The sequence below is a fragment of the Paenibacillus sp. J22P218 genome, from assembly GCF_056269195.1.
In genome coordinates, this window is the sequence record NZ_JBWDNL010000002.1 from 576,051 (window position 1) to 602,039 (window position 25,989).

Consider the following 25,989-nt stretch of genomic DNA (forward strand, 5'->3'; position numbering starts at 1 on the left):
AAGGAGGAGAGCGGAGCATGATCGTAACATGGAGCGCAGCGGTTGCCGCAGGCGCATTCGTCATTCTGGTAACGGGCTTACTTGTCGGCATGCGAATATTGCTTGGCAGGCTTGCACAGGTACAGCAATCTGCTGAAGCGATGCAGCGCGACGTAGCCCGACTAGGGGAAGAGCTGCGCGGTCTCGTACCGCCGGCCGAGGAGACGATTCGAACCGCGAATCGGCAGCTAACCAACGTAAATCGATTATTCGAGGCGGCTGGCGAGGTCGGAGGCGCGATTAAGCATACGACATCGGCCGTACAGAGCGTAACGGCTGTGCTTGCGGATTCGGCGGCAAGGCATGCCGAACGAGCTGCAACGAAGCGCCAGGTCGGCGAAGCGTTCGAATGGGCGGAGCTGGGCATTGCAGCCTGGCAGCTATGGCAATCGAAGCGCAGCACAGCGGCGTCGGCTGACGAAGCCGGGCATCATGCACATGTTACCGCTGCTTTCTCCGAATCGACAGGCAGAGACGAAGGGCACGCTAAGAACGAAAGGAGCGAATCATGATGACAACTCGTAAAGGGACTAAAGGATTTTTGCTGGGGGCATTGGCTGGAGGTGTCGTTGGTTCTGTGACAGCTTTGTTGCTGGCGCCAAAAGCCGGCAAGGAGCTGCGCCAGGATATTTCGACAGGTGCTCAGAAGGTTGGCCAAACGACGGTTAAGGTTGCCGGTCAAGTTGGCGAATCAACAGGACGTTTTGCTAAGCAAATCGGCGATCAAGCGGTGCAGCTTGCTGACCGTACGAAGCAGGCAGCTGGCAATTTCGTAAGCACGGTAAAGGGCAAAAACTTGATCGACGCTGACGAACCAGCAGCTGCATTGAACGCTGGCGGCGGCGAGCAGCAAGTCGCTATCGCGCTTGAATCGGTGGAAGCAGGCGAGTCCGAAGCCGCAGTAACGAAAGAACTGTAATGCCGCATAAGAAGGCGCCGGCCATGGATTCGATTATGAATCATGAGCCGGCGCCTTCTGCTATGTATGAGGTTACATATGATTAAGTTGCGGCTCGTTTGCCGCAATTTCAGCTTCCTTGTCTTCCTTCACAGACTGAATGAGCTTCATGTTGCGAACGAAGAGCGCCAGCATAGTGCCAATAGCAATGAAGATCAGCCCGACCCAAAAGACGGCGTGCAGCGAATCGATTAGCGTTGACTTCACAACGGGCACCAGCTTGTCGGCAAGCTCCTTCGGCAGCTGAGATAACACTGACGGATCAAGCAAGCTGGAATATACGGCCTGCGGATTCGATTCAATCGTGCTTGCCGTTTGGTCGGCCAGCTGCTTCGCTTCCTCGGGAAGCTGCCCAAGCATAGGCGTCAGCTTTTCCTTGAGCGCGCTGCTTGATTGCAGGTTCATGACCGCTCCCAGCAGCGTCATCCCGAACGTAGCTCCGATTTGTCGGAAGAACGTGCTGGACGAGGTGACAACGCCAAGCTGCGATTTCGGATATGAATCCTGCAGTACGAGCGTGAGCAGCGGCATGACGAGACCGATGCCTGTTCCAAGCACGACCATGTAGCTCGATGCCACGAGCCTTGTCGTAGATCCGTCCAGCAGCGTAAGGAGGAAGAAAGCGGCGGCAATAATAAGCATGCCGATCATTAATTGCGCCCGAACGCCAAGCTTATAGACAATCTGTCCACCAATGATGCTGAACAGCATCATCGATACCATCATCGGAATCATAATTGAGCCGGAAGCCGTAGCGGAGATGCCTACGATCCATTGCATGAAGAGCGGCACGAACATCGTTGCACCGAACATGCCAAGGCTCATGAAGAAGCCAACGCTGTTAATTAAAGTAAAGGTTTTGTCTTTGAACAGCTTGACGGGAAGAACGGGCTCCTCGGCTTTAGCTTCCACGAAGACGAATACGGTCAAGGCCGCGATGGCCAAGACAAGCATGCCGATGATCTGCCAGGACAGCCATTCGAATTCATTGCCGCCCAGCGACATCGCAAGCAACAAGCTGACGACGCCGACGACCATAGTGAAGATGCCGGCCCAGTCGAATTTCACTTTGCCTTCGGACTTTTTGCCGCTTAACGATACGGCGATGAAGATCGTTGCGATTACGCCGACAGGCAAGTTAATATAGAACACCCAGCGCCAATCCCAAGCGTCGACGATCCAGCCGCCGATTTGCGGACCTAGGACGGAGGAAAGGCCGAACACGGCGGCGAATATCCCCTGCCACTTCGCGCGCTGCTTGCCTGTGAAGAGGTCGCCGACAATGATCATGGCCATCGGCATCATGATCCCGCCGCCAAGACCTTGAATCGCGCGGTAAATGATAAGCTGCTCGATGTTGCCTGCAATACCGCAGAGCGCCGAGCCGATTATAAAAATAAGGAGACCCGATACATATACGATTTTGCGTCCGAATAAGTCGGAAAGTTTGCCGGCGATAGGAACAATTGTTGTAGAGGTCAGCATATAGGCGGTTGTCACCCAAGCCATCAGCTCCAAGCCGCCCATCTCAAGAATGATGGTCGGCATCGCCGTACCGACGATCGTGCCGTCAAGCGCCGCGAACAGCATGGCGATGAGCAAGCCGATAATAAGCAAGCCGCGTTTGTTGCCGGAATTAACGTCGTTCTCTTGCGCTGCGGATTTCGTTTGTTCCGTCATAGTAGGGTAACTCCTGTCTATAGATGTATATAACCTAGCCGGGGTTTAGGACGGAATTGTTAAATCAATTAAATATTAAGCGATATATATTTTTACTGTCAATATAAGGTTAGAAGGCCGATTTTCAATGGTTTTCATTTGTTGAAGCTTGTCTGCTTTTGCGATAAGATGTAGGTACGTTTTTTTGCCCGTATTCATATGCTATTGTGTCATTCTATTTGACGATTATGTTCAAGGAAAGCGGTGTGTTCGTGCAGCAACCGATTGCGATACTTGATTCAGGCGTAGGCGGTCTTACCGTTGCCAAAGAAGTGATGCGCCAACTGCCGCGAGAAAAAATCGTTTATTTCGGAGATACGGCCAGGACGCCTTACGGTCCTCGCTCCTCAGAGGAAATCATTCGCTTCACGAGAGAAATTGTGGATTACTTAATTCAATTCAGTCCCAAAATGATTGTTATAGCATGCAACACCGCAACGGCAGCGGCGCTTGGCGATATTCGCGCAAGAGTTGCTGTGCCGGTAGTCGGCGTGATCAACCCCGGTGCAAGAGCTGCTATCGGCCGCTCTGCAACCGGTTGTATTGGTGTTATCGGTACGGAAGGGACGATCAAGAGCCGTGCATACGACAGCGCTTTGCGTGAACTTTCGCCGCATGTGGAGGTCATAAGCGAAGCTTGCCCGTTATTCGTGCCGCTCGTCGAGAAAGGCAATTTCCGATCGCCGGAAACGTATGAGGCTGTACGCAAGTCAATCGGACATTTGCGAATGTATCCGATCGATTGTCTCATTCTTGGCTGCACGCATTATCCGTTTCTGACCGACACGATTGCAGAGGTCATGGGTCAAAGCGTGGCGCTCATTAATTCGGCCGATGAGACGGCGAGAGAGGTAAGCATTATTTTGCAGGTACAAAGAAGACTTGCTCAAAGAGACGCCGTGCCGGTGCACCAGTTTTTTTGCAGCGGAGATCCGCTTCTGTTCAAGTCCATTGCGCAGCAATGGCTGGGCGAGCAGATTGAATTGACGCCAGTCGTTTGGCAGGTTCCGAATATCGTTTGAACCTTGTCCGAAGACGGGCGTAACGAAGAAGCCGAAGAGCTCATCTGCTTGCAGACGGGTATCGGCTTCTTTGTTTTGTAAGTAGGCTGCGGTGAGCTTGATAACATAGGGCAAGCTTGTGCGGCATAGCATGGTCATGGTAGGAATGATAAGGGCTGACGCTCGCTGGAGGCGATATTGCGATGAACGAGAAGGACACATACCGTTATCATGATATGCTGGAGGGCTGCAGACAGCTTGCCAGCCGCTATTCCTTCGTTACCGTCTATGAGATTGGGCGCAGCGTTCTCGGCAAGCCGATTATCGCGCTGCGCTGCGGACGAGGTTCAAGAAAGATTCATATGAACGCTTCATTCCATGCTAATGAGTGGATTACATCGGCACTGTTAATGCGTTTTGTAGGCGACTTGTCCGCCTCGTACGCAAATGATGAGCTGCTGAGGGGACAGGAGGTAGCGGAGCTATGCAGAGAGGTGACGCTCTGGGCTGTCCCGATGGTTAATCCGGACGGCGTCGAGCTAGCCCAATGCGGGGTAACGAAGTCCAATCCCTTATACGAGCAGTTGATTGCCTGGAACGGCGGCTCGAACAGCTTCAGCGGCTGGAAGGCGAATGCGAGAGGCGTTGATCTTAACGATCAGTTCCCGGCGCATTGGGAAGACGAGTGCAAGCGCCGCGGAGTGGATGGACCAGGTCCGCGCGATTACCCCGGGCCGCAGCCGCTAAGCGAGCCCGAAGCGCTTGCAATGGCAAGCCTTACGGAAAACATCGGGTTCGATGCGGTTATTGCCCTTCATACGCAAGGGCGGGAAATTTATTGGAACTATCGCGATTACGAGCCTATCGAGGCTGAGATGCTTGCAAAGCGGCTTGGCCAAGCAAGCGGCTACAAGCCGGTGAAGCTGTCAGGCAGCGATGCGGGATATAAGGACTGGTTCATTCAATCCTATCGCAAGCCGGGCTTCACGGTAGAGGCGGGGTACGGCGAGAATCCGCTCCCGTTCCAAAATTTCGATCACATCTATATGGAATTGCAGCCCCTATTGGTGGAGGCGCTGCAAATCGGCAGACATCGTCCTTCGTAGATGATGTCTGCTTTGTTATTTATGATATACTAGTCGTAAATGCAATCAAGGTGGGACATCCTATGCGTAAATTGTTATCGCTTCGCCATTGGAAAGGGACCTTCGGTCTTATTTTCAAGCTCCTGAAGTCACGGGACGTAGAGGTAAAGGACAAGCTGCTATTCGGCGTGCCCGTATTGCTTTATTGGGTTTTGCCCGATGTGCTGCCGATGATGCCGATCGATGATATTGCGGTAACGATGATTGTTTCAGAATGGTTTGCCCGCAGAATGCAGACGAAGTATAATATAAAATAGTAAAACCTGCCGAAGGGCATAACGATAAGAGGAGCTGGATAACGATGAACTGCAAAATTTCCAAAAACGCCGCTAAAATGTTGAAGGTAGAGCTGGACAAGCCAGAAAATGAAGGCAAGAAGCTTCGCGTATACGTAACACACGCGCACGGCGATCACGCGCATTACGGCATGGCGATTGACGAGCCTACCGATAAGGACGTCGTTGTATCGACGGACAAAGATATTGATGTTATTTTGGAAAATGGCAACGAGTTTCTAGACGGCGTTCGCATTGATTACTTCTACGTGCCGGAGGAAGGCTTTGCCGTTACGAATCCAACTAAAGGCAACCACGGCGACCACTAAGCTTCGCAGGCTGCCGGAGCAAGATAGGAAGATGTTGAATGGCTAACGATATACGCATATGCGACAAATGCAAGCATATGAAGATGAAGACGTCCATTGCCAAGCTGCAGAAGCTGGCCCCTAATGACGAGATCGGCGTAGTAAGCTGCAAGTCTTACTGCGGCCCTTGCGCAAGGTACGCGTTCGTCTTTATTAATGGACGGTATGTGAAGGGCGCTTCCGAGGACGATGCGATCGAGAAGGCTAGCCAATACATTAAGAAATAAATGCCGCCTTCTAACGCTCGATTGAAATTGAACTTCATAGAATACGTACACATCAGGACCCAACGGCAAAGCTTCCGTTGGGTTCTCGCTCGTTGTGGATACATGCGCATAATAAAAACCAAAGAAACAGGAATCTAACGGCGAAGAGGTCTGCTGGATGACAATAAAATCGAGGCTTATAAATAGGAACCATCGAAACTATTATATTATCGGGCTTGTCGTTGCATTAAGTTATTTGATATTTGCCGAATTGATATGGCTTCCTGCTCCGCTTAAGACAGCTGGAGGCATGCAATGGATCGAGATGATCGACTGGCTGCTTATGCTGCTTGCGCTGCCTCCGCTGCTATGGGCGGCAGGAGCGGTGCTTGGCAGCATTAAGCTCCGTAGAGTATACCTAAGCACTGGCACAGACGTACGACGCAGCAAGCTTTCGTATGTTGTGATGCATGTACTGAAGCTGGCAGTAATAGTCGTTAGCCTATATGCTGCTGCTGTTGCTCTAGCTGCTCCAGCTAAGCTGATGCTTATACTTCTGCTTATCGGCGCATCAGCACTGCTTGTTGGCATTGATATGCTCCTTAGCGAGCTAATGGGTTGGGAGGCGGCAAACGGTAAGCTGCGATTCCCGAAACGCACATTGCTGTTATGGATCGGTATTGCGATTGTAATGGCACTGCTTGTTACTCCGACAGGCTATAATGTCACTTATCCGGGAATGACGCTAAATATGAACCGTTATGCGCAAGTGGAGAGCGGAGCGGCGGGAGGATCCATTAACGGTGTACTCGTATTCGAACGGCCGGCTGTGCCGATGGATTGGGTATACGGCAAGCTGTTCCCGGAATACCGCTTCGACCCCATTCCTGAGGACGAGCCTCCGCTTACGGAGTCCTACTCCCAGGTTGTCATGATGAAGACGAATGCCAATCAAGTAGCTGAGGCTGTTGCGATGGAGAAAGCAGGGATCGGCAAGGGCGTCACTGCGGATGGGGTGTTCGTCGTGGCGATTGTTACGGGTAGCCCGGTAGAAGGGCAACTTCAGGCTGGCGACATTATTCGTGGCTTGAACGATCGAGCGGTACAGTCGTTGGAAGATATGACTGGTTATATGGGTGAGGCAATCAAGCCAGGCGACACTGTGTCGCTAACGATTGACAGGGGTAAGGAGTCATTGCGGATCAATGCGCCCACACGCGCTGCGGATGACGATAAAAACCGAGCGGTGTTCGGCATTTCTGTGCGGACGAATCCGAAGCTCGATACTCCGCGAGCGGTGGACTACAAACCGTATATCGCGCATATAGGCGGTCCGTCTCATGGAGCTATGTTGACGCTGGCGATCATCGATCAGCTGACGCCAGGCGGTGTAACAGGGGGCTTGCAGGTTGCGGGTACAGGGACTATTGAGGTCGACGGCAGTGTCGGACTTGTCGGAGGCATTCCGCAGAAGGCTTATGCGGTAAGTCGCACCGATGCGGATGTCTTCTTCGTACCGGCCGCATCCGTAGAAGCTGCTAGATCGGCCGCGCCTTCGCTTAATATTGTGCCTGTCCAGACGATTGACGATGTGCTCGGCTGGTTAGCTGAGCATGGCAAGCAGTAGGCTTCATACTGTCATAAAAAAACAACCCGCTTCCCAATCTGGAGGCGGGTTGTTCGTTATTATTTCGTTCCTGCCGAAGCAACGGCGTCGGCGTCTTCTTCCGTGCTGCCCGCACGTGCTTCGGTAGCGTCTTGCTCCTTGTAATCGGCGATGAGATCGTTCTCGATGATCTGATCGGACATCGCCAGCTCCGTGCTCGCTTCCTCAATGCCTGACAAACAGCCATTGATATCGCCGACAGCATTATCGGCTATATTCCAGCACTTGCCGTTCTCCGGAATACCGTCAGCGGAAGGCATGAAGAAGACGGTTCCGTCCGTCCAATACCCGTTGCGAAGAACAACCTTGTGACCCGCAACCGGCTGTTCGGTAATGAGAGGCATGCCGATCATATATTTGTCTGCCGTCGAGATACCGAGCAGGTGCATGACCGTTGGCGTAATGTCAATCTGACCTCCAACGTTCGTATACTCACCGGCATGCTCGCCGCGAGGCAAATGGACGATAAGCGGTACCTGCTTCATAATCATCATTTGCTCGACCTCGGACAATGACTTGCCAAGGAACGTTTCAAACAGCTTCATATCCTTGATCGAGTTATCATGATCACCGTACATCAGAAGGATCGTATTGTCCCATAGGCCCTCGGCTTTCATACGTTCAACCAATTCGCCGATTGCGGCATCTACGTAATGGGTTGCTTGCAAATAATCGCCCATAATCGTACCGTCGAGTTCTCCGACATTCAGCGTTTGTACGTCTTCCTTCAACGTATAAGGATGATGGCTGGACAATGTAATCAGGAACGAATAGAAAGGTTGTTTTTGATCCGAAATGACATCGAGCGATTGTCGGAAGAACGACTTGTCGCCTAGCGACCAACCGACTTTTTCGTCCAATGTGAAATGCTTTCGGCTGTAAAATTTATCGTATTCCATATTGTTGTACATCGTATTCCGATTCCAGAAACCGCCCTCATACGCATGGAAGACGTTGGCTGTGTAGCCTTCTTGCTTCAGCGTCTGAGGCATGCATTCAAATTCGTGGTTTGCGAATTGGATAAATACAGAGCCGTTGCCGACAGGCTGCATCGAGCAGTTCGCCGCGAAATCGGCGTCAGACGTACGGCCTTGCGCAGTCTGGTGGTAGAAATCGCTGAAATAGGCGCTTTCTTTGATGAGCTTGTTCATATTCGGCGTTATTTCCTCGCCGCCGATCGATTGGCCGATCATGAAGTTTTGGAAAGCTTCCATCTGGATCATCAGCACGTTGCTGCCTTTGTAGGCGCCGAACAGCGCATCGCTTTCCAATTCCTTGCGATCTTCACCGCGCTCGGCAATCCAAGCTTTCGATTCGGAAGCTTGCTCCGCCGAAACGTTGGACGTGTCGAACCAGTTCTGCTTCGCATAACGGTATATATCGAACCCGTGGAAGCCGATTTCACCGGTTACGTTGTAGATGGACAGATTCCACCATGCCCCGACGAAAATACCTTGCGCCCACGTCCGCTTCGCCTCTTCCACGTTCGTAAAGACGAGGTTCGAGCCCAGCATGAACACGGCGACGCTAATGATGATGCGGGCAACCGTTTTGCGCCACAACGGCGCGGACTTGATGTCGGCTTGTTCGTTCGCTCTGCGAAGATCGCCGCGGCCTTTCCATATGACATACACGAGGAAAGGAACGATAACAATCCAATCAACGAAGAAAACAATGTCATTCCAAGACAAAAGCGTATTAATACTTTCGCCGAGAGAATCGACTTGGTTCATCTGCATAAGCACGGGAACCGTAATTAAATCTTGAAAATAACGATAGTAAATAAGATCGGCATACATGACGAATGATAAAATGAGATTAATAACGATGAGTGCAATAATACGGCCGCGCGGAGGCAGCCATATGGTCCAAAAGACGGTAAGCAATAGCGCTCCCAGCTCGATGAAAAAATCCTCGCCGTTCATTCTCATTTTGGACATGCCGATAACGTCGGAAAAAATATAAAGCTTAGCCATCAAAACGACCGTAAACAGTAAAAAATCTACAGTCTTGAGACGAGTCAGCCATACGAGCACGCTGCTCATGCATCGTCGTACAATATTGTAATTATTCGAATACATAATGAGCTTGTCCTTCCTTTCTTTCTAGTTCCGGCCGCCGCGCGGAGGCAATGGCCCGAAAAACTGATAATAGTTGCATTCGATTCGGCCATTGAACAGCTTGCGTTTTTTGTCTGCCGGGCGGCCGAAATAGGTCTCAATCGTAGTTGACGGACTTATTGCGAAATAGGACCATGTCGGGTAATGAAGCGCCGTAAGTCCGAATTGGCGCAATGCCATTTCGGCTTCGCGATCATCGCCAAGCCGCTCGCCGTAAGGAGGGTTCGTAATGATTACGCCGTATTCGCCCTCAGGCTTCGCCTTAGCGACCGGTAGGACGTTAAGCTTGATTTCTTTGCCGAAGCCGGCTTTCTTGACGGCCGCCTCCGCAATCTCGATCGCGTTCGGATCGATGTCCGAGCCGGCGATTTGTAACGGAATGTCGTCCTTGACGGCATCGTACGCTTCTTCGCGGGCTGCATCCCACAACTCATCGGGCAGGAGCGGCCAGCCTTCACTGTTGAACGATCTGCGAAGTCCTGGCGCAATATTCCAGCCGATCATCGCTGCTTCTATTAAAATAGTGCCTGAACCGCAGAACGGGTCATAGAGCGGGCGATCCGGCTGCCAGCGGCTAAGCTGGATGAGCGCTGCTGCCATCGTTTCGCGAATCGGCGCTTCCGTCGATACTTTGCGATAGCCGCGTTTGTGCAGGCCGGCGCCTGTCGTATCGAGCGTCAGCATCGCTTTGTCGTTAAGCAGCGTCACCTCGATGACGTAGCGGCCGCCATCCTCCGGAAACCATTCCGTGTGATAACGTTCCTTCATTTTCTCGACAACCGCTTTTTTCACGATGCCTTGGCAGGCAGGAACGCTCGTTAATTGCGATTTTTGGGAGCGACCGTCAACCGGGAATTCGCCATCCTCAGGAATCCAAGTTGGCCAGTCAAGCGCTTTCGTACCTTCGAACAGCTCATCGAACGTCGTCGCACGGAACTCGCCCATCTTGATCAAAATTCGGCCTGCGGAACGAAGCCATAGATTCGTCCGGCATATGTCGGCGGGACCGCCCGTAAAGTTGACTCTGCCGTTCTCGACCTGCAAGTCCGTGTAACCGAGGTCTTTAAGCTCTCGGGCAACAACCGCCTCAAGCCCCATCGGCGAGGTTGCGATTAATTGTAGCTTTTCCATCTAACACTCTCTTTTCATTAGTTCTGCGAGTCCTGTCGACTGATGTCCGGAGCTGCGCTTGTATCCCTGCCAAGCGTAAACGGCTGTCGCCGTCCTTGGCAGCATAAGCTTTCGTTTCGCGGTGAAATATAGGCGTAAGGATAAAAGTAAAACTTATCCTTTCCTATATTTGAACAAAAACATACAATCAAGTATAGGACAAACTAGGTTGTTTTTACAAATTGTAAAAATGGAGAGAGATGAATAATGTTTCTGAATGAGCAATATGTGGATGATTTATACGCAAAAGATACCGATCTTGAACATGTGAAAGCGGTGCTTGCGGAACGCGGAATGCCCGATATTTCGGTAGCTGACGGGTATGGAAGGCTATTGACGATGCTCGTGAGGCTGAAGGGAGCAAGCAGCGTTCTGGAGATAGGAGCGCTTGGCGGCTATAGCGGCATCTGTCTCGCTCGGGGCATGGGAGAAGCTGGGAAGCTAGTATCGCTGGAGCTGCTGCAGCATTACGCGGACGTCGCTAAAGCGAATATGGAAGCTGCGGGACTTGGCGATAAAGTGGAGTACGTTGTCGGAGATGCGAAGGCGAGCCTAGCGCAGCTAGCATCCGAAGGAAGAAAGTTCGACTTCTTCTTTATTGATGCGGACAAGGAAGGGTATCCGATCTACTTGGACTTTGCGCTAGAGATGGCCAATCCAGGAGCGCTGATCGTTGGCGACAATATCTTCTTGCGCGGGCGGACGGTCGACGAAACGAAGCAAGGCCCGGCTGTGCGCGCCGTGCGTTCATTTAATGAACGCATCGCGACCGATGAGCGGCTCATGAGCACCGTCATACCGGGTTATGACGGCCTCGCGATTGCTATTGTGAAGTAAGCAGTTTACATGAACTTGTATAGGTATGGAGGACGAATCTCTGCGAACTGAGTGAGGTATTGCGCAATAGTGTCATTCTCGTCAACTAATTAGTCTTGTACGAGGCCCCTCGCCTGTTTAGTTCGATATTGGGCAACTAAACGGACGAGTTTGGTGTTTTGGCGCGTGAATCGGCGAATTAGTTCGATGAACTGCAACTAATGGGCTCATAGCTGCGTGGCAGATGAAATTAGTTCGACGAAAAGCAAATAATTGAGCAATGTCCCCCTGGTGAGTGCCTTGAGGTATGTTGCGTTACGCTCCAAATGCTAGCTAATGCGCTATAGTGTCATTCTCGTCAACTAATTAGTCTTGTACGAGGGAGCCCGCCTGTTTAGTTCGACATTGGGCAACTAAACGGGCGGGTTTGGTGATTTGGGCGTGAATCGGCAAATTAGTTTGATCAAATGCAACTAATGGGCTCATAACTGCGTGGCAGATGAAATTAGTTCGACGAAATGCAACTATTGAGCAATGTCCCCCTGGTGAGCGTCTTGAGGTGTGTTGCGTTACGCTCCAAATGCTGGCTAATGCGCATTAGTGTCATTCTCGTCAACTAATTAGTCTTGTACGAGGAAGCCCGCCTATTTAGTTCGATATTGGGCAACTAAACGGGCGGGTTTGGTGAATTAGGCGTGAATCGGCAAATTAGTTTGATCAAATGCAACTAATGGGCTCATAGCTGCGTGGCAGATGAAATTAGTTCGACGAAACGCAACTAATGAGCAATGTCCCCCTGGTGAGCGTCTTGAGGTGTGTTGCGTTACGCTCCAAATGCTGGCTAATGCGCATTAGTGTCATTCTCGTCAACTAATTGGTCTTGTGAATGGCGCTCTGCCTGTTTAGTTCGATATTGGGCAACTAAACGGACGAGTTTGGTGATTTGGGCGTGAATCGGCGAATTAGTTCGATGAAATGCAACTATTGGGCTCATAACTGCGTGGCAGATGAAATTAGTTCGACGAAATGCAACTATTGAGCAATGTCCCTCTGGTGAGCGCCTTGAGGTATGTTGCTTTTCGCTCCAAATGCTGGCTAATGCGCTATAGTGTCATTCTCGTCAACTAATTAGTCTTGTACGAGGGAGCCCGCCTGTTTAGTTCGACATTGGGCAACTAAACGGGCGGGGTTGGTGTTTTGACGCGTGAATCGGCGAATTAGTTCGATGAAATGCAACTAATGGGCTCATAGCTGCGTGGCAGATGAAATTAGTTCGACGAAACGCAACTAATGAGCAATATGCCCGTTGGTGTCAGTCTGTTAGCATCAAAGCCATACGTGCTTCTGCTACAGCACGTATGGCTTTGATGCTGAAGAGGGGGCCAAACGCCAGGAGTGGATACGTTTGGTTCCGCGGCCTGCGGTTTGCAACCAGCCCTTCTGCTCCAACTCAAGCAGCAGGTTGCGTGCTGTTCTGTAGCCGCATCCAAGTAAATTCCGGACATCGCTCAATTGCACGGGGCGATCAAGATGGCGTACGAGCCGGATAATGTCCCGTTCTTCTGCGATCAGCTCTGCTCTCCATTCAGATTCCCCGAACAATCTTCCCATCATTTGCTGCAAAAGCTGCTGCCATAGCCTGGGGCGCTGTTCAATATCGTCATATGAAATACGGACAATGATCCAGCCGTCGTTCGTAAGATGCATCTGGCGCACCCATTGATCGCTGAACTGCCTTCTCGAGATATTACGCAAATGAGAACCGTAACCATCCACCTCGATCGCAATTCGAACATGATGTTTCACGAATGCAAAGTCTAAGTAGCGAAATCCTTCGTTGAAGTCTTTCACTTCAAACTCGGGATGCAAGTTGGCAAATTGGCCAAAAGTAGGCCACCACACATGACGAACAAACATTTGCTCGGCATGTGCATGTCCTTCTTTAAGTCTGCGCAAACGCTCACCTTTCCTCTGCTTAAAATGTTGCTCAAGCCATTGCATATGTGCTTCCTCGAATAAAGTCATATTCATCAGCAAGATCCTCTCCCTCATTAAAATGAAAAAACGCCGTTTAATCCGGTTCATCCCGGATCAAACGGCGCATGCTTTGCGACGCAGTAAATGAAGTTATGCATCCATATTAGCATGGATGAAGCCATTCAGCCAATCATTTGATAGCCGATCGGCCACGAAGCAAAGAATGCCAAACCCATACCGCATTGAGCATCATCATGACGGCAGACAGTACGAATAAACCTTTAATGCCGATGTAGCCGGACAATGCGCCGCCCGTAATCGGACCGATCATGTTGCCGATGGCAAGCGAGCTTGTATTGAAGCTGTATGAGCGGCTCTCCATACCGTCGGGTGTGTACTTGCGAATCAGCGTATTCACCGCGGGTATAAGGCCGCCGAGAAAAATACCAAGCATGAATCTTGCGAGCAGCAGTTGCCATACCGTTCCCGCGAGAGCTTGCGGGATGAAGGAAATCGCCGCGCCGATTAGAGCGACGCCGAGTATTTTCTCGCCGCCGATCCGATCGGCGAGCTTGCCGAGCAGCGGCGAGGCAACAAGGTTAGAGAGTCCCGTCACAGAGCCGACGAACCCCGCCCAGAATGCCAAGTTAGCCGCAGTTCCATGCAATTCCTGCACATAAAGCGGGATCAGCGTCATCGGGCTCATCATCGCGAACTGGATGAGGAAGGTGACCGCGAACAGCGAAGTCAGCTGCGGAATGCGGGCAAGCTTCTTCAGCCCCTCGACGACGGAAGCCTGCACGCGCGCCGCTGCTTTCGCGCGGTCGAACGGTTCCTTAACGACAATGAGGGCAAGCAGCGATGCGCCGAATAATAATGCGCCGGTCAGATAGAAGATCGGCCGGTAGCCAACCGTATCGGCAAGCAGACCGCCGAACAGTGGCCCGAGAATCGTGCCGGCAATGCCGCCCGATTGAATGGTCCCCATAGCGAAGCCCATACGTTCCTTAGGCGTTGTAGCTGAGATTAGCGCTATAGAGGCCGGATTGAAGCCGGATATTGTTCCGTTCAGCATTCGTAAGAAAAGCAGATGCCATGGATTCGTAGCGAAGCCCATCAGCACCATGACGACGGCCATGCCGAAGCCTGAGCGCAGCAGCATGATTTTGCGGCCATAGCGGTCAGCGAACTTCCCCCATATCGGCTGGAAGATGAAGGAGGTGACGAAGTTGCCTGCGAATATAACGCCCGCCCATACGCCGATCTCATGTGTATCACTAAGGCCAAGATCGAACTGCAAATAAAGCGACAAAAAAGGGATGATCATCGTCATCCCCGCCATCACAAGAAACTGACCAAACCACAGGACGATTAGATTTTTTTTCCACTGTTCCATAGCTATAAGTATAACATAAGAGGGCGGCATGCGATAAATGGGAGGTAAGGGCAAACTTTCATACCTTCTTCATGCAAAGTGACATCGATTGTCATACTATTGTCATAGGAACGCATTTGAGAGCGGTTGTTAGGGTAGAGGAAAAAGGGCATAATGGATACAGATGACACTACATAGAAATGGGGAACGGGAATGTCTTATAACGACCGTTTCATTCGGGCGTGCATGAAGCAAGAAGTAGACCGCGTGCCGGTATGGTACATGAGGCAGGCAGGTCGCTACGATCCGGATTATCGCAAAATAAAAGAGAAATATTCACTGCTTGAAATATGCAAACAGCCGGAGCTTGCTGCGGAAGTGACGATGATGCCGGTGAAAAAGCTCGGCGTCGACGCAGCGATTCTGTATTCGGACATTATGAATCCTGTCGCTTCGATAGGGATTGACTTTGATATTGTCGGCGGCATCGGGCCGGTCATTGCGAACCCGATCAAGACGGCGGCGGACGTAGAACGGCTGAAACCGATTGACGTGGAAGGCGATCTCGGCCATGTGCTGGAGACGATTCGGATATTGAACCGCGAGCTGGATGTGCCGCTAATTACGTTTGCAGGCGCGCCGTTCACGATTGCTAGTTACTTAATAGAAGGAAGACCTTCGAAAAACTATTTGCGCACGAAAGAAATGATGTACAGCCAGCCGAAAGTGTGGCATGAGCTAATGCGTAAGCTTGGCGATATGGTCATCGCTTATTTGCGTGCCCATATGGCGGCAGGCGGCAAAGCGTTCCAGCTGTTCGACAGCTGGGTTGGAGCGCTTGCTCCAGCGGACTTCCGCACGTATGTGTTGCCGACGATTGAACGTATATTCGACGAGCTTAGCGATTTGCCGCAGCCGAAAATTTATTTTCCTGGCGTCAGCTCAGGCGAACTATTGCCAGAGCTTGGCGGCGTGAAAGCAGATGTGTTCGGACTGGATTGGCGCGTGTCGATCCCAGAAGGACGCCGTCGCTTGAATAACGGCGCAGCGGTGCAAGGCAATCTTGATCCGACGGTGCTAACGGCGCCAATCGGCGTCATTGAATCGTATGCGAAGGAAATTATCGATCAAGGGATCGAGCAGGACGGATTCATTTTCAACCTTGGACACGGTTTGTTCCCGGAAGCGTCGCTGGAGAAGCTGGCTGAATTGACGGCGTTCGTGCATGCCTATTCGACCAAAGCGATTCGTGAACGCAAGGGGAAGGAGACTAGCCATGTCTGATCATAATCAAAAGATCGGCGTACTTGTCATGTCTTACGGAACGCCGGAATCCTTAGATGACGTCGAAACGTACTATACGCATATTCGCCGCGGACATGCTCCGACACCGGAGCTGCTTGCCGAGCTGAAGGGTCGTTACGAAGCGATCGTAGGCGGGGTATTCCCGCTTCGCGAGAATACGAATGGGCAAGTGGCAGGCTTGCAGGATAAGCTGGAGCAGCTTGCTCCTGGCAAGTACGCTTGCTACCAGGGTCTCAAGCATGCGAAGCCTTATATCGAGGATGGCGTAGAGCAGATGGCTGCAGACGGAATCAAGCAGGCAGTCGGCATCGTGCTCGCGCCGCATTTCTCAACGATGAGCGTAGGCAGCTATATGAAGCGCGCTCAAGAAAAGGCGGATGAGCTCGGAATTAAACTGGCTGTTGTGGAGCAATACCATATGCATCCGAAGCTGTTGAAGGCCCTTACGGAACGCGTGCAGGACGGCTTGCGACGCCTAGCGGAACAGACGGACGGCGAAGCAGTAAAAGTATTGTTCAGCGCGCACAGCTTGCCGGAGAAGATTCGCGAGCTTGGCGATCCCTACGAGCAGCAACTGCTGGAGACTTCAGCGGCGGTTGCCGAAGCGGCCGGCGTTACGGATTGGCAGTTCACCTGGCAAAGCGCTGGCCGGACGAGAGATCCTTGGCTTGGTCCGGACATTCTCGAGACGCTACCTGTGCTCAGGGAAGAAGGCGTAAAGGCGGTGCTTGTCGCACCGGTAGGCTTCGTGTCCGACCATCTAGAGGTGCTTTATGACCTCGATATTGAGGCGAAGGCAGCGGCCAAAGAGCTGGATATGGCACTTGATCGAATTGCGATGCTAAATCGCGATCCGTTATATATGGAGACATTGGCAGAATCGGTCATACAAGCACTGGCAAGCGAGAGAGAGGAATGAATGAGATGCGGAGAATCGGAGAACCTGATCGAATTGTCGTCATTGGCGGAGGGATCAGCGGACTGAGCTCCGCTTTTTATTTGCAGCGGGAAGCGGAGCGGCTAGGCAAGGAAATCCATCTGACGATTGTTGATGGAGCTCCTGTGCTAGGCGGTAAAATCAATACGCTGCAGCGTGACGGCTTCGTCATTGAGAAAGGGCCGGATTCGTTCCTTGCGCGAAAGCTGGCCATTATCGATTTGGCAACGGAGCTTGGGTTGACGGATGAATTAACGACGACGAACCCAGGGGCGAAGAAAACTTATATTTTGCATCAGAAAAAGCTGCATCCCATGCCGGCCGGACTCGTGCTTGGCGTGCCGACGGAAATGAAGCCGTTTCTTAAAACGGGGCTTGTATCTTGGGGAGGCAAGCTTCGCGCTTTAATGGATTTTGCGCTGCCTGCGCGCAAGGTGAAGGGTGACGAGTCGCTTGGCGGATTCCTGGAGCGCCGTGTCGGGCCGCAAATCATGACGCAGATCGCCGAGCCGCTGCTGGCCGGCATCTATGCGGGAGATCTTAGAAAGCTTAGCATTCAAGCGACTTTCCCGCAGTTCGCGGCATCGGAGCAGAAGCACGGCAGCCTGATCCGCGGCATGCAGCATAACCGCAAAGCGGGATCGGCTGCTCTTCCCGCGGTGGCGAAGGGCGGAACCTTCCTAACGTTCAAGGGCGGATTGACGACTGTCGTAAATGCGCTGGATAAGGCGTTAAGCAGCGCGGAGCGCAGGCTTGGCGTGAAGGTGGCAGAAATTCGCGACGAACAGCGGTCAGCTGCGAAAGAAACAGAACGAGAACGGGAGATCGGACAAGCCCGCTATACCGTTGTATTGGAAAATGGCGAGCAACTGCCTGCGGACCGCATCGTGATGACCGCGCCTGCGTACAACGCGGCCGATCTGCTCGAGCCGCTAACCAACGTGAGCGAGCTTCGAGCGATTCATTACGTATCGGTAGCGAATGTGGTGATGGCTTTCGATAAGGCGACATTCGGACTCGAATTCGATGGCTCCGGCTTCTTAGTTCCGCGTTCGGAAGGACTTAGCATTACGGCATGCACATGGACATCGAGCAAGTGGCTTCATACGAGTCCCGACGATAAAGTGCTGCTTCGCTGCTATGTCGGACGAGCGGGCGACGAGGAGAAGCCGAAGCTGCCGGACGCCGAGCTGATTGCTGCAGTTCGCAGCGACATCAAGACGACGATGGGCATAACGGCAGAGCCTCTTTTTACAGAGATTACAAGATTGTATCGCTCTATGCCGCAATATCCGGTCGGACATCTCGACAATGTGAAGAGGCTGCGCGCAAGGCTGGCGGAAGAGCTTCCAGGCGTATGGATTACAGGCGCGGCCTTCGACGGCGTCGGTCTTCCCGACTGCATACGGCAAGGGAAGGAAGCGGCGAAAGCCATTCTAGCAGAGTCGTAATATTTGTTGACCATGAAGCTCCTATCATTGATATAATGGAAAAGTCTTGATAGACAAACTTCCAATTATATCAACGAAGGAGCTTATTTTCATATGAACGTATCCCGGTCTGAGACGCGTCAGCATGAGAAGAGAATGCGCAAGAGAAGAATGAGGCGGCTTATGATCCTTAATGTGACATTGCTGACCATTATTGCTGCAGTGATTGCCGTCTGGTTAATTGGTTTGAATATGAATGCGGATAAGGAAGCGGGCAGTTCCAATAGGCGCGAGGACAGCGGGGACAATCAGCCGATCGAACAGAAGCAGCCCGATGATTCTAATGGAGCTGAGACTTCTACCGAGGAAGAAACAGCCCCAAATAACAACGAGGGCAATACGGTGGCCGTAGATTCGGGCAGCGCGGATGGCGAAGAAGGAGAAAAGATCAGTCTTTCTTTTGTAGGCGATGTGTTGTTAGCCCCTTATGTGGAAGGCGTCATGAAGAAGAACGGTTACGATTTTCCATATCGGGAATCGTTGCTGTACCTAAGCGAGCCGGATGTAACGGCGGCAAATTTCGAATATCCAGTCACGTTACGCGAAGCTCCTGCAGAAAATAAACAGTATGTGTATAAAGGACCGCCTGATTCGCTGCCTGCATTCCGGGACGCGGGGTTCGATGTCGTTAACCTGGCGAACAACCACACGATGGATCACGGGGTAGAAGGTTTGCTCGATACGATGGACTATTTGGACAAAGCGGGCATTGCGCATATGGGGGCGGGCAACAACGATACGGAGGCTTTTGCCCCAAGTATTCATGAGGTGCGCGGTGTAAAGGTTGCATATGTCGGACTTAGCCGCGTCGTCCCTGAAGTGTCGTGGAAGGCGGACAAAAATACGCCCGGTGTAGCGGAAACGTATGATACGAGACGGGCGGTAGAAGCGATTGCCAAAGCGAAGGATATGGCCGACATTGTAGTCGTCATGGTACATTGGGGAACAGAGCGGACGACGGTTCTGGAAGATTATCAGAAGCAGTTCGCAAGGCAATATATCGATGCAGGCGCGGATCTGGTTATTGGCAGCCATCCGCATGTGCTGCAAGGATTCGAAATGTATAACGGCAAATGGATTGCATACAGTTTAGGGAACTTTATTTTTGGCTTGAACCCGAAGGGTGAAGAGAAGGATACCGGCGTGCTGGACGCGGTATGCTCGAAGAACGGCGATTGTGATCTGACTTTCCATCCGATGGTTTCGGTGAATTCGCAGCCGATTCCGTTAGAAGGGGACGAAGCGAAGACGCTTCTGGATCGAATAACGTTGATTTCTCTCGGAGTTGCCCTGCGGGAAGACGGAAGACTGGAAGCGCAATAGAGCTGGCAGTCCGAAAGGATGAGTGAATAATGAGAAATCCGTGCGTAGCGCATCGAGGCTGGTCGGGCCGCGCGCCGGAAAATACGATGGCTGCGATTCGTTTGGCAATCGCCGAGCCGGACATTGAATGGATTGAAATCGATGTACAGCTTTCGAAGGATTATGTGCCGGTCGTTATCCACGATTATAAGCTAAGACGTACGACGAACGGCAAAGGCGATGTGAAGGATTGGACGGCAGCGGAGCTGGCGCAGCTGGATGCCGGTCATTGGTTCTCGCAAAAATATCAAGGAGAACCGATTCCGACGCTCGATGACGTGCTTCGTGAATCCATCGGACATTGCAAGCTGAATATCGAGCTTAAGACGGACGGTATTCGGTATCCGATGCTGGAGGAGAAGGTGCTCGAGCGTATCTATGCTTTCGACGCGGCAAAAGAGGTTGTACTGACTTCGTTCCATGAAGGTACGTTGTACAATGCGCGAAAGCTTAGCGGCGAGGTTAGGACGGGACTTATTCTAGACGCATGGCGGAATTCGCTTCCGAAGGAGCTGGAGGAGCTTGGCGCTGATTTCTTATCCATCGGCTACTCGCGGCTTAATAAGGAGCGCATGGCGCTATTGAATGAATCAGGTATTCAGACGATGGCATGGACGGCGAATGATGAGCGGACGATCCGCAAGCTGACCGAGCTAGATCCGAATCTGATGATATGCACGAATTATCCGGAAAGGTGGCGCGAGGCGTTGCATCGCAAAACGAGATTGTCCAGCGTTTCGCAGTGGCTGCAATGGTAGGGCTGGTGGATGAATGGTGGTTAAGGCTGCTCGTTGGTTTCCTATGCAGCAGCCTTGCTGCTGCCGCGGCATATAAGGCGCGATCATTATCCCTCTCAGGGGCATGGTCGGCGCTCGTGATGGGGACAGGCTTCGTGACGCTTGGCGAGCCCATATGGTTCGGCGTGCTGATTGCTTTCTTCATATCGTCTTCGGCGCTGTCGAAGTATAAGCGCAAGCATCGGGCGAAAGCGGAGGCGGAAGCGAAGTACGAGAAGACCGGCAGGCGCGACGCCGGACAAGTGTGGGCGAACGGCGGAGCGGGGCTGTTGCTGTGCGCGGCCCATTACATATGGCCGCATGAGGGCTGGCTGTTCGCGTACGTCGGCGTCATGGCCGCCGTGAACGCGGATACGTGGGCGACGGAAATCGGCGCCCTCAGCCGCAGCGCGCCGCGCATGGTCGTGAGCGGCAAGCGCGTAGCGGCTGGCACGAGCGGCGGAGTCACGCCGCTCGGCAGCGCAGCAGCGCTCGCAGGCGCCGTGTTCATCGGCGCCGTTGCCGCGCTGCTGCTGGCGGCCACGCAGCAGCCTGCGCATGCTGCTGCGGGCCTTGGCGCCGCGGCGGCATACATCGCCGCCGCGACCGCCGCAGGCCTGGCAGGGGCCTTCGCCGACTCGCTGCTCGGCGCCACCGGCCAGGCCATGTACCGCTGCCGGACCTGCGGCAGCGTAACCGAACGCGCCGCGCATTGCGGCGGCGCGGCCGAGCTCGTGCGCGGCTTCGCCTGGCTGAACAACGACAGGGTGAACCTCCTGTCGTCCTTGTTCGCCGGCTTGCTCGGCTTCATGCTAGGCGCGGCGCTTCTCTAGCCGGTGCGCCTAGCTCAAAGCAGCCTCAACGGATATGTTGTCCGTTGAGGCTGCTTTTTTTGTGTAAACATGTCGGCTCTACATGGTTAGTATTTGCCGCTTTAAGTTCGCTGGTTGAGTGGTCGTGCTGCGGCAATTCGGAGAGTCTGGCCTCATTGGGGATGAGGCTAGGCTCATAGATTGGTGTGTGCGGGATGGGAAGGCTGGTGCATGGCTCTTCGGTGGCGGTGCGTGACGGGTATGGTGCCAGAGTAACTTTGCTATTGTTGAACGTAGCTGCTACCTACGTCAGCAAGCTGGTGTGTGAAGGAGCTCATTATATAGTGAGCCGAATCTCACTATCTGCCGCCTTATCGGAGCTCCTTGCCAGAGGAGTGAGGTAAACCTCACTTGCCGTGAACGCAGCTTCACGAGGGATGAGGTTTGCCTCACTATTCGCTGGTTGGGTGGTCGTGCTGCGGCAATTCGGTGAGTCTGGCCTCATTGGGGATGAGGCTAGGCTCATAGATTGGTGTGTGCGGAATGGGAAGGCTGATGCAGGGCTCCTCAGCGGTCTAGAAATAGGTAAACTCCCCAATTCCGTTTCCCCATATGCCGTTATTAGTCTATATTCATCCTACGATTACGCAAGGCATAATCGTTACGCAAAAAAGGGAAGATCCATAACCGTCACGGTTAGCGGATCTTCCCTATTCATCTTCAGCCTTCCAAATTAAACTACTTCGTCAACTGCTCCATTTGTCCGATCAGCTCTTCGAACACGCTCATCGCTTGCTCGATCGGCTCTGGCGACGACATGTCTACGCCGGCCTTCTTCAAGATGTTGATCGAGAAGTCGCTGCCCCCGCTCTTCAGGAAGCCGAGGTAACGATCGACGGCAGGTGCGCCTTCTTCGAGAATTTGCTTCGAGAAGCTCGTCGCTGCGGAGAAGCCCGTCGCGTATTTATACACATAGAAGCTGTTGTAGAAATGCGGAATTCGCGCCCATTCCATCTCGATATCTTTGTCAATGACCATTCCCGGTCCGTAATAGTGGACGTTCAGGTCGTAATAGATTTTGTTCAGCTCCTGCGGGGTCAGCGATTCGCCCTGCTCGACGCGCTCGTGAACGATTTTCTCGAACTCGGCGAACATCGTCTGGCGGAACACCGTCGTACGGAATTGATCCGCATAGTACGTAAGCAGGTACATTTTTTCCTTCGGATCGGTCGATTTCTTCAGCATATAGTCCATCAGCAGCGCTTCGTTCAGCGTGGATGCCACTTCTGCAAGGAAGATCGTATATTGCGCATCCCGGTAGTTCTGATTGTTGTCAGAGTAATAGGAATGAAGCGCATGGCCCATCTCATGGGTGAGCGTGAACATGCTGTTCAGGTTGTCGTTATGGTTCAACAGTACGTAAGGATGCGTGCCGAAAGCTCCCCAGCTATAAGCGCCGCTGCGCTTGCCTTCGTTCTCGTACACGTCGATCCAGCCGTTATCGAAGCCGTCTTGCAGCACGTTCAAGTAATCCTCGCCCAGAGGTTTCAAGCTTTCTTTGATCGTTTTCTTCGCTTCTTCATACGTAATGTCCATCTTGAACTCCTCTACGAGCGGAGCAAACAGATCGTACATATGAAGCTCTTCAAGGCCTAACAGCTTTTTGCGAAGGTCCATATAGCGGTGCATCAGCGGGAGATGCTTATGGATCGTATCAATGAGATTCGTATAGACGGACTGCGGGATGTTGTCGCCATAGAGAGACATATCGAGTGCAGAATCGTATTTACGCGCTTTGGCATAAAAAATATTTTTGGTTACGTTAGCGCCCAAAGTAGATGCGAGCGTGTTTTTCAGCTTGCCGTACGTATCGTACATCGCCTTGAACGCATCACGCCTGACGTCTTGATTTTTACTTTCGAGAAACTGTATGTAACGGCCATGCGTCAGCTCGACTTCTTCGCCGTCCTCGTTTTTCACTTTAGGGAATTTTAAGTCCGCATTGTTCAGCATGCCGAAGATCGTGCCGGGTGCGGAGCTGACGTTGCCCACTTGAGCTAGCAGCGCTTCCTCGTTCTTCGATAGCACATGCGCTTTCTGACGGCGCATTTCTTCCAGCGTATGACGGAACTTCGCAAGCGACTCGTTGCCAATCATCGCTTCAAGATCATTATCGGATAAGCCAAGCACCTCAGGTGTAATGTAGGACAGCGCTTCGCCGGTTTCGACGCTAAGCTTCTTCGATTTGTCGGAGAGAGCTTGGTACACAGGCTCTGCCGTATCCTCGTGATGCTTCATATTCGCGTATACGTACAGGCGTTCAACATGCAGCGACAATTCATCCTCTAGCTCGAAGCAAGCTTTGAGCTGAGCAGGGTCGCCAAGCTTGCCTTCGAAAGCGGCTGCTTTCTTGATCAAACTCTTCGCTTCCGCGAACTCGCTATCCCATGCTGCTTGATTCGCGAAGAGATCCTCCAGCTTCCATGTTGTTTCTGGCGCGGATTCGGAACGTTTCGGTACGTGATTCATCGAACTCCTCCTTGGTATCGAAAAAGTAGATTGCGGCTTGGCTTCGGAGTTTGGCTTCGTGCTCGCATATGCGTGAGCTGCTCCGTTGCCGGGTATTAAGCTTAAAGCTACAAGCAATGGGAGCCATTTCACCCGTTAATCACCTCAGGCACAGTTTTCCATTAACATGCCCGGGCGACCCCGTGAATATGTAACAACCGCTTAGATTAAGCAGAGCCCATTGTAAAGAACGCATACACAATAAGGAAAAAAGCGAATGCGATGAAAATGATCGAGAAGATGGCCATGCCGCGGCGCAAACCGGGCGACAATGTATCCTTCTTCAAGACAACAAGGCCCCCAAGGACAAAGGAAGCGATGATGAAAATAATAGTAGCTGTCGGATCCATCTCGAAGCTGCTCCTCCTCTAGTCAAGCGACAAGCATCATGATGCGCAAATCGTAGCTTGCTTGTGCTCTATCGTTACCTATGCGGACGCTTGTAACGTTATGTTCGCCGCATAGGACATTTTTTCCTGCTCTGTTCAATCGTTGTACTTACACTTCTTTGAATGCAGCCATAATAGCCGCGAGCTCGTCTTCTTTGCCGACGAAGTCCGATGGACGGAAGCGGTTCTCTGCCCAATGCAGCATTTCGGGGCGGCTGACGAATGTATGGCAGTCCTCGCCCCATTGGTCGGAAATCTCTCTGACGATCAATGTTTTGCCTTGAACCTCGACGGTCAGCATATTGTATTTGTCTGTTTTGTAAATTTCGTGCTTTTTAAACATAAATTTTCCACCTTCGAATAGTTAATTATGGTATAGTTAACATCATGCCAAATCACAAGCTATAAAGCAACATCGTTGAGCAATAATACGATGTCAGCGATGAGCCGACCGGCATGCAGATGAGTTCAGTTGTGAAGAGATTAGATGAGACGAGACGAGGAGAGTGTCAAGATGAGTCAAGTAAAGTATGAGCAGATTGGGGTCGCTATGACCTGCAGAGGATATGAGGAATATATCCGAATGTTCGATCTGAATGAGAGTGACCTTGCAGGCGGTCCTGTACTGGATGTTGCGGCAGGGGGTTCCTCTTTCACGGCAGAGGCTAAAGCAAGAGGTTATGAGGCATGCGCGGTTGATCCGCGATATGGGAACGACGTGACGAGATGGGTCGAAGAGGCCAGAGAAGAGATTGGCACTTCTACTGCAAAGCTTGCCAAACTCGCTGATATATTCGATTGGAGCTATTACGGCTCGATCGATCAGCATCGTGCCGGACGAGAGGCATCATTATTGAAGTTCGAAGCGGATGTGAATGACCCGAGTGGACAATCCTCCTACGTGTCAGGCAAACTTCCGAATCTGCCTTTCGCGGATGGAACATTTTCGCTTGTGCTGTGCAGCCATTTCTTGTTTTTATATGCGGAGCAATTCGGCCTTGAGTTCCATAAGCAGGCGATTGCCGAGTTAATGCGTGTTACGAAGAAAGGCGGCCAGATTCGCATCTATCCGTTGCAAGCGCTGAACTGGGAGCCATTCGCCCAATTAGACGAGCTATTGACCTTTACCCGGGCGAACGGAGGCAACGTACAATTATTGCCCTCCAAGCTTCCTTTTATACCTAAAAAAAGCGATTTTATACGAATTTCACATTAATTGCAATCGCCTAAAGTTACCGCTATAATGATTCTACTCGCCGTTAATAACGGCGGTCATCTTTAGGAGGTTGTTCAATTGAAAGGTACAGTGAAATGGTTTAATGCAGAGAAGGGTTACGGCTTTATCCAAGTCGACAATGGAGAAGATGTATTCGTACATTACTCCGCCATTCAAAGCGAAGGGTTCAAAGCGCTTGAAGAAGGTCAAGCGGTCGAGTTTGACATTACTGAGGGTAACCGCGGGGCTCAAGCGGCCAACGTCATTAAATTATAAGATCGACGCTTCTTATAATAGGG

The 25,989-nt window shown here is 51.9% G+C and carries 25 protein-coding genes; 17 read left to right on the top strand and 8 right to left on the bottom strand.

Features of this window, described 5'->3' with window-relative positions; translation table 11 throughout:
• Window positions 1-17 precede the first annotated feature (17 nt).
• Window positions 18-551 (top strand): DUF948 domain-containing protein, encoded by a 534-nt coding sequence (locus AC0YN0_RS11340; protein WP_475821370.1) that lies wholly within the window; start codon window positions 18-20, stop codon window positions 549-551.
• Window positions 548-958 carry a YtxH domain-containing protein gene (locus AC0YN0_RS11345; protein WP_475821371.1) on the top strand — a complete coding sequence of 137 codons (411 nt, stop codon included), beginning with the start codon at window positions 548-550 and terminating at the stop codon, window positions 956-958. Before AC0YN0_RS11340 ends, AC0YN0_RS11345 begins: the two co-directional genes overlap by 4 nt.
• A gap of 72 nt (window positions 959-1,030) precedes the next feature.
• Here AC0YN0_RS11345 and AC0YN0_RS11350 read toward each other — a convergent pair whose 3' ends face one another.
• On the bottom strand, window positions 1,031-2,677 hold the full coding sequence (locus AC0YN0_RS11350) for an MDR family MFS transporter (RefSeq protein ID WP_475821372.1): 1,647 nt from the start codon (window positions 2,675-2,677) through the stop codon (window positions 1,031-1,033).
• A 251-nt stretch (window positions 2,678-2,928) separates the two neighbouring features.
• Between AC0YN0_RS11350 and racE the strand changes: the two genes are divergently transcribed.
• From racE to AC0YN0_RS11380, 6 genes are all read left to right on the top strand, one after another.
• Window positions 2,929-3,738 (top strand): glutamate racemase, encoded by an 810-nt coding sequence (racE, locus tag AC0YN0_RS11355; protein WP_475821373.1) that lies wholly within the window; start codon window positions 2,929-2,931, stop codon window positions 3,736-3,738.
• 182 nt (window positions 3,739-3,920) lie between these two features.
• Window positions 3,921-4,823 (top strand): M14 family metallopeptidase, encoded by a 903-nt coding sequence (locus AC0YN0_RS11360; RefSeq protein ID WP_475821374.1) that lies wholly within the window; start codon window positions 3,921-3,923, stop codon window positions 4,821-4,823.
• Window positions 4,824-4,885: 62 nt separating this feature from the next.
• Window positions 4,886-5,119: a hypothetical protein gene (locus tag AC0YN0_RS11365; protein WP_475821375.1), complete on the top strand. Its 234-nt coding sequence runs from the start codon at window positions 4,886-4,888 to the stop codon at window positions 5,117-5,119.
• A 44-nt stretch (window positions 5,120-5,163) separates the two neighbouring features.
• A complete protein-coding gene (locus AC0YN0_RS11370; protein WP_475821376.1) occupies window positions 5,164-5,466 on the top strand; it encodes an iron-sulfur cluster assembly accessory protein in 303 nt (100 codons plus the stop codon).
• Between the two features lie 38 nt (window positions 5,467-5,504).
• Entirely contained in the window at window positions 5,505-5,732 is a 228-nt protein-coding gene (locus AC0YN0_RS11375) for a YuzB family protein (RefSeq protein WP_337103715.1), read from the top strand.
• A gap of 157 nt (window positions 5,733-5,889) precedes the next feature.
• A complete protein-coding gene (locus AC0YN0_RS11380) occupies window positions 5,890-7,338 on the top strand; it encodes a PDZ domain-containing protein (protein WP_475821377.1) in 1,449 nt (482 codons plus the stop codon).
• A gap of 59 nt (window positions 7,339-7,397) precedes the next feature.
• On the opposite strand, the gene AC0YN0_RS11385 is transcribed toward AC0YN0_RS11380, so the two are convergent.
• Together AC0YN0_RS11385 and AC0YN0_RS11390 are read right to left on the bottom strand one after the other, a co-directional pair.
• Entirely contained in the window at window positions 7,398-9,458 is a 2,061-nt protein-coding gene (locus tag AC0YN0_RS11385) for an LTA synthase family protein (protein WP_475821378.1), read from the bottom strand.
• Window positions 9,459-9,482: 24 nt separating this feature from the next.
• A complete protein-coding gene (locus AC0YN0_RS11390; protein WP_442050548.1) occupies window positions 9,483-10,628 on the bottom strand; it encodes a THUMP domain-containing class I SAM-dependent RNA methyltransferase in 1,146 nt (381 codons plus the stop codon).
• A gap of 246 nt (window positions 10,629-10,874) precedes the next feature.
• On the opposite strand from AC0YN0_RS11390, the gene AC0YN0_RS11395 reads away from it, so the two are divergent.
• On the top strand, window positions 10,875-11,504 hold the full coding sequence (locus AC0YN0_RS11395; protein ID WP_475821379.1) for an O-methyltransferase: 630 nt from the start codon (window positions 10,875-10,877) through the stop codon (window positions 11,502-11,504).
• A 1,326-nt stretch (window positions 11,505-12,830) separates the two neighbouring features.
• Here AC0YN0_RS11395 and AC0YN0_RS11400 read toward each other — a convergent pair.
• Window positions 12,831-13,514, bottom strand: coding sequence for a DNA-binding response regulator (locus tag AC0YN0_RS11400; protein ID WP_475821893.1), 684 nt, complete (start codon window positions 13,512-13,514; stop codon window positions 12,831-12,833).
• 136 nt (window positions 13,515-13,650) lie between these two features.
• Window positions 13,651-14,856 carry an MFS transporter gene (locus AC0YN0_RS11405; RefSeq protein WP_475821380.1) on the bottom strand — a complete coding sequence of 402 codons (1,206 nt, stop codon included), beginning with the start codon at window positions 14,854-14,856 and terminating at the stop codon, window positions 13,651-13,653.
• Between the two features lie 192 nt (window positions 14,857-15,048).
• Between AC0YN0_RS11405 and hemE the strand changes: the two genes are divergently transcribed.
• The 6 genes from hemE (at window position 15,049) to AC0YN0_RS11435 (ending at window position 21,538) form a co-directional block, all read left to right on the top strand.
• Window positions 15,049-16,119, top strand: coding sequence for a uroporphyrinogen decarboxylase (hemE, locus tag AC0YN0_RS11410; RefSeq protein WP_475821381.1), 1,071 nt, complete (start codon window positions 15,049-15,051; stop codon window positions 16,117-16,119).
• Window positions 16,112-17,059, top strand: a complete 948-nt coding sequence (gene hemH, locus AC0YN0_RS11415; protein ID WP_475821382.1) for a ferrochelatase — start codon at window positions 16,112-16,114, stop codon at window positions 17,057-17,059. Before hemE ends, hemH begins: the two co-directional genes overlap by 8 nt.
• Before the next feature lie 5 nt (window positions 17,060-17,064).
• Window positions 17,065-18,528, top strand: coding sequence for a protoporphyrinogen oxidase (hemG, locus tag AC0YN0_RS11420; RefSeq protein WP_475821383.1), 1,464 nt, complete (start codon window positions 17,065-17,067; stop codon window positions 18,526-18,528).
• Window positions 18,529-18,621: 93 nt separating this feature from the next.
• Window positions 18,622-19,890: a CapA family protein gene (locus AC0YN0_RS11425; RefSeq protein WP_475821384.1), complete on the top strand. Its 1,269-nt coding sequence runs from the start codon at window positions 18,622-18,624 to the stop codon at window positions 19,888-19,890.
• Window positions 19,891-19,919: 29 nt separating this feature from the next.
• Window positions 19,920-20,687 (top strand): glycerophosphodiester phosphodiesterase, encoded by a 768-nt coding sequence (locus tag AC0YN0_RS11430; protein ID WP_475821385.1) that lies wholly within the window; start codon window positions 19,920-19,922, stop codon window positions 20,685-20,687.
• Window positions 20,681-21,538 (top strand): DUF92 domain-containing protein, encoded by an 858-nt coding sequence (locus tag AC0YN0_RS11435; protein WP_475821386.1) that lies wholly within the window; start codon window positions 20,681-20,683, stop codon window positions 21,536-21,538. The genes AC0YN0_RS11430 and AC0YN0_RS11435 overlap by 7 nt, the downstream gene beginning before the upstream one ends.
• 717 nt (window positions 21,539-22,255) lie before the next feature.
• Here AC0YN0_RS11435 and pepF read toward each other — a convergent pair.
• The 3 genes from pepF to AC0YN0_RS11450 all read right to left on the bottom strand — a co-directional run bounded on the left by pepF (window position 22,256) and on the right by AC0YN0_RS11450 (window position 24,817).
• Window positions 22,256-24,046 (bottom strand): oligoendopeptidase F, encoded by a 1,791-nt coding sequence (pepF, locus tag AC0YN0_RS11440; protein ID WP_475821387.1) that lies wholly within the window; start codon window positions 24,044-24,046, stop codon window positions 22,256-22,258.
• Between the two features lie 206 nt (window positions 24,047-24,252).
• Entirely contained in the window at window positions 24,253-24,435 is a 183-nt protein-coding gene (locus AC0YN0_RS11445) for a hypothetical protein (protein WP_442050537.1), read from the bottom strand.
• Between the two features lie 148 nt (window positions 24,436-24,583).
• A complete protein-coding gene (locus AC0YN0_RS11450) occupies window positions 24,584-24,817 on the bottom strand; it encodes a hypothetical protein (RefSeq protein ID WP_307202023.1) in 234 nt (77 codons plus the stop codon).
• A gap of 171 nt (window positions 24,818-24,988) precedes the next feature.
• Here AC0YN0_RS11450 and AC0YN0_RS11455 point away from each other — a divergent pair, with 171 nt between their 5' ends.
• Entirely contained in the window at window positions 24,989-25,690 is a 702-nt protein-coding gene (locus tag AC0YN0_RS11455) for a class I SAM-dependent methyltransferase (RefSeq protein ID WP_475821388.1), read from the top strand.
• Between the two features lie 78 nt (window positions 25,691-25,768).
• Window positions 25,769-25,966, top strand: a complete 198-nt coding sequence (locus AC0YN0_RS11460) for a cold-shock protein (RefSeq protein ID WP_307202019.1) — start codon at window positions 25,769-25,771, stop codon at window positions 25,964-25,966.
• Window positions 25,967-25,989 lie beyond the last annotated feature (23 nt).

What these genes read in the sequence shown, in the direction of transcription:
- hemG (WP_475821383.1), top strand. Translation starts at nt 17,065, where the DNA reads ATGCGGAGAATCGGAGAACCTGATCGAATTGTCGTCATTGGCGGAGGG.
- AC0YN0_RS11400 (WP_475821893.1), bottom strand. Translation starts at nt 13,514, where the DNA reads ATGAATATGACTTTATTCGAGGAAGCACATATGCAATGGCTTGAGCAA.
- AC0YN0_RS11375 (WP_337103715.1), top strand. Translation starts at nt 5,505, where the DNA reads ATGGCTAACGATATACGCATATGCGACAAATGCAAGCATATGAAGATG.
- AC0YN0_RS11340 (WP_475821370.1), top strand. Translation starts at nt 18, where the DNA reads ATGATCGTAACATGGAGCGCAGCGGTTGCCGCAGGCGCATTCGTCATT.
- AC0YN0_RS11350 (WP_475821372.1), bottom strand. Translation starts at nt 2,677, where the DNA reads ATGACGGAACAAACGAAATCCGCAGCGCAAGAGAACGACGTTAATTCC.
- AC0YN0_RS11345 (WP_475821371.1), top strand. Translation starts at nt 548, where the DNA reads ATGATGACAACTCGTAAAGGGACTAAAGGATTTTTGCTGGGGGCATTG.
- AC0YN0_RS11425 (WP_475821384.1), top strand. Translation starts at nt 18,622, where the DNA reads ATGAACGTATCCCGGTCTGAGACGCGTCAGCATGAGAAGAGAATGCGC.
- AC0YN0_RS11360 (WP_475821374.1), top strand. Translation starts at nt 3,921, where the DNA reads ATGAACGAGAAGGACACATACCGTTATCATGATATGCTGGAGGGCTGC.
- AC0YN0_RS11395 (WP_475821379.1), top strand. Translation starts at nt 10,875, where the DNA reads ATGTTTCTGAATGAGCAATATGTGGATGATTTATACGCAAAAGATACC.
- AC0YN0_RS11435 (WP_475821386.1), top strand. Translation starts at nt 20,681, where the DNA reads ATGGTAGGGCTGGTGGATGAATGGTGGTTAAGGCTGCTCGTTGGTTTC.
- AC0YN0_RS11445 (WP_442050537.1), bottom strand. Translation starts at nt 24,435, where the DNA reads ATGGATCCGACAGCTACTATTATTTTCATCATCGCTTCCTTTGTCCTT.
- AC0YN0_RS11405 (WP_475821380.1), bottom strand. Translation starts at nt 14,856, where the DNA reads ATGGAACAGTGGAAAAAAAATCTAATCGTCCTGTGGTTTGGTCAGTTT.
- AC0YN0_RS11390 (WP_442050548.1), bottom strand. Translation starts at nt 10,628, where the DNA reads ATGGAAAAGCTACAATTAATCGCAACCTCGCCGATGGGGCTTGAGGCG.
- AC0YN0_RS11380 (WP_475821377.1), top strand. Translation starts at nt 5,890, where the DNA reads ATGACAATAAAATCGAGGCTTATAAATAGGAACCATCGAAACTATTAT.
- pepF (WP_475821387.1), bottom strand. Translation starts at nt 24,046, where the DNA reads ATGAATCACGTACCGAAACGTTCCGAATCCGCGCCAGAAACAACATGG.
- AC0YN0_RS11455 (WP_475821388.1), top strand. Translation starts at nt 24,989, where the DNA reads ATGAGTCAAGTAAAGTATGAGCAGATTGGGGTCGCTATGACCTGCAGA.
- AC0YN0_RS11430 (WP_475821385.1), top strand. Translation starts at nt 19,920, where the DNA reads ATGAGAAATCCGTGCGTAGCGCATCGAGGCTGGTCGGGCCGCGCGCCG.
- AC0YN0_RS11365 (WP_475821375.1), top strand. Translation starts at nt 4,886, where the DNA reads ATGCGTAAATTGTTATCGCTTCGCCATTGGAAAGGGACCTTCGGTCTT.
- AC0YN0_RS11385 (WP_475821378.1), bottom strand. Translation starts at nt 9,458, where the DNA reads ATGTATTCGAATAATTACAATATTGTACGACGATGCATGAGCAGCGTG.
- hemH (WP_475821382.1), top strand. Translation starts at nt 16,112, where the DNA reads ATGTCTGATCATAATCAAAAGATCGGCGTACTTGTCATGTCTTACGGA.
- AC0YN0_RS11370 (WP_475821376.1), top strand. Translation starts at nt 5,164, where the DNA reads ATGAACTGCAAAATTTCCAAAAACGCCGCTAAAATGTTGAAGGTAGAG.
- AC0YN0_RS11450 (WP_307202023.1), bottom strand. Translation starts at nt 24,817, where the DNA reads ATGTTTAAAAAGCACGAAATTTACAAAACAGACAAATACAATATGCTG.
- hemE (WP_475821381.1), top strand. Translation starts at nt 15,049, where the DNA reads ATGTCTTATAACGACCGTTTCATTCGGGCGTGCATGAAGCAAGAAGTA.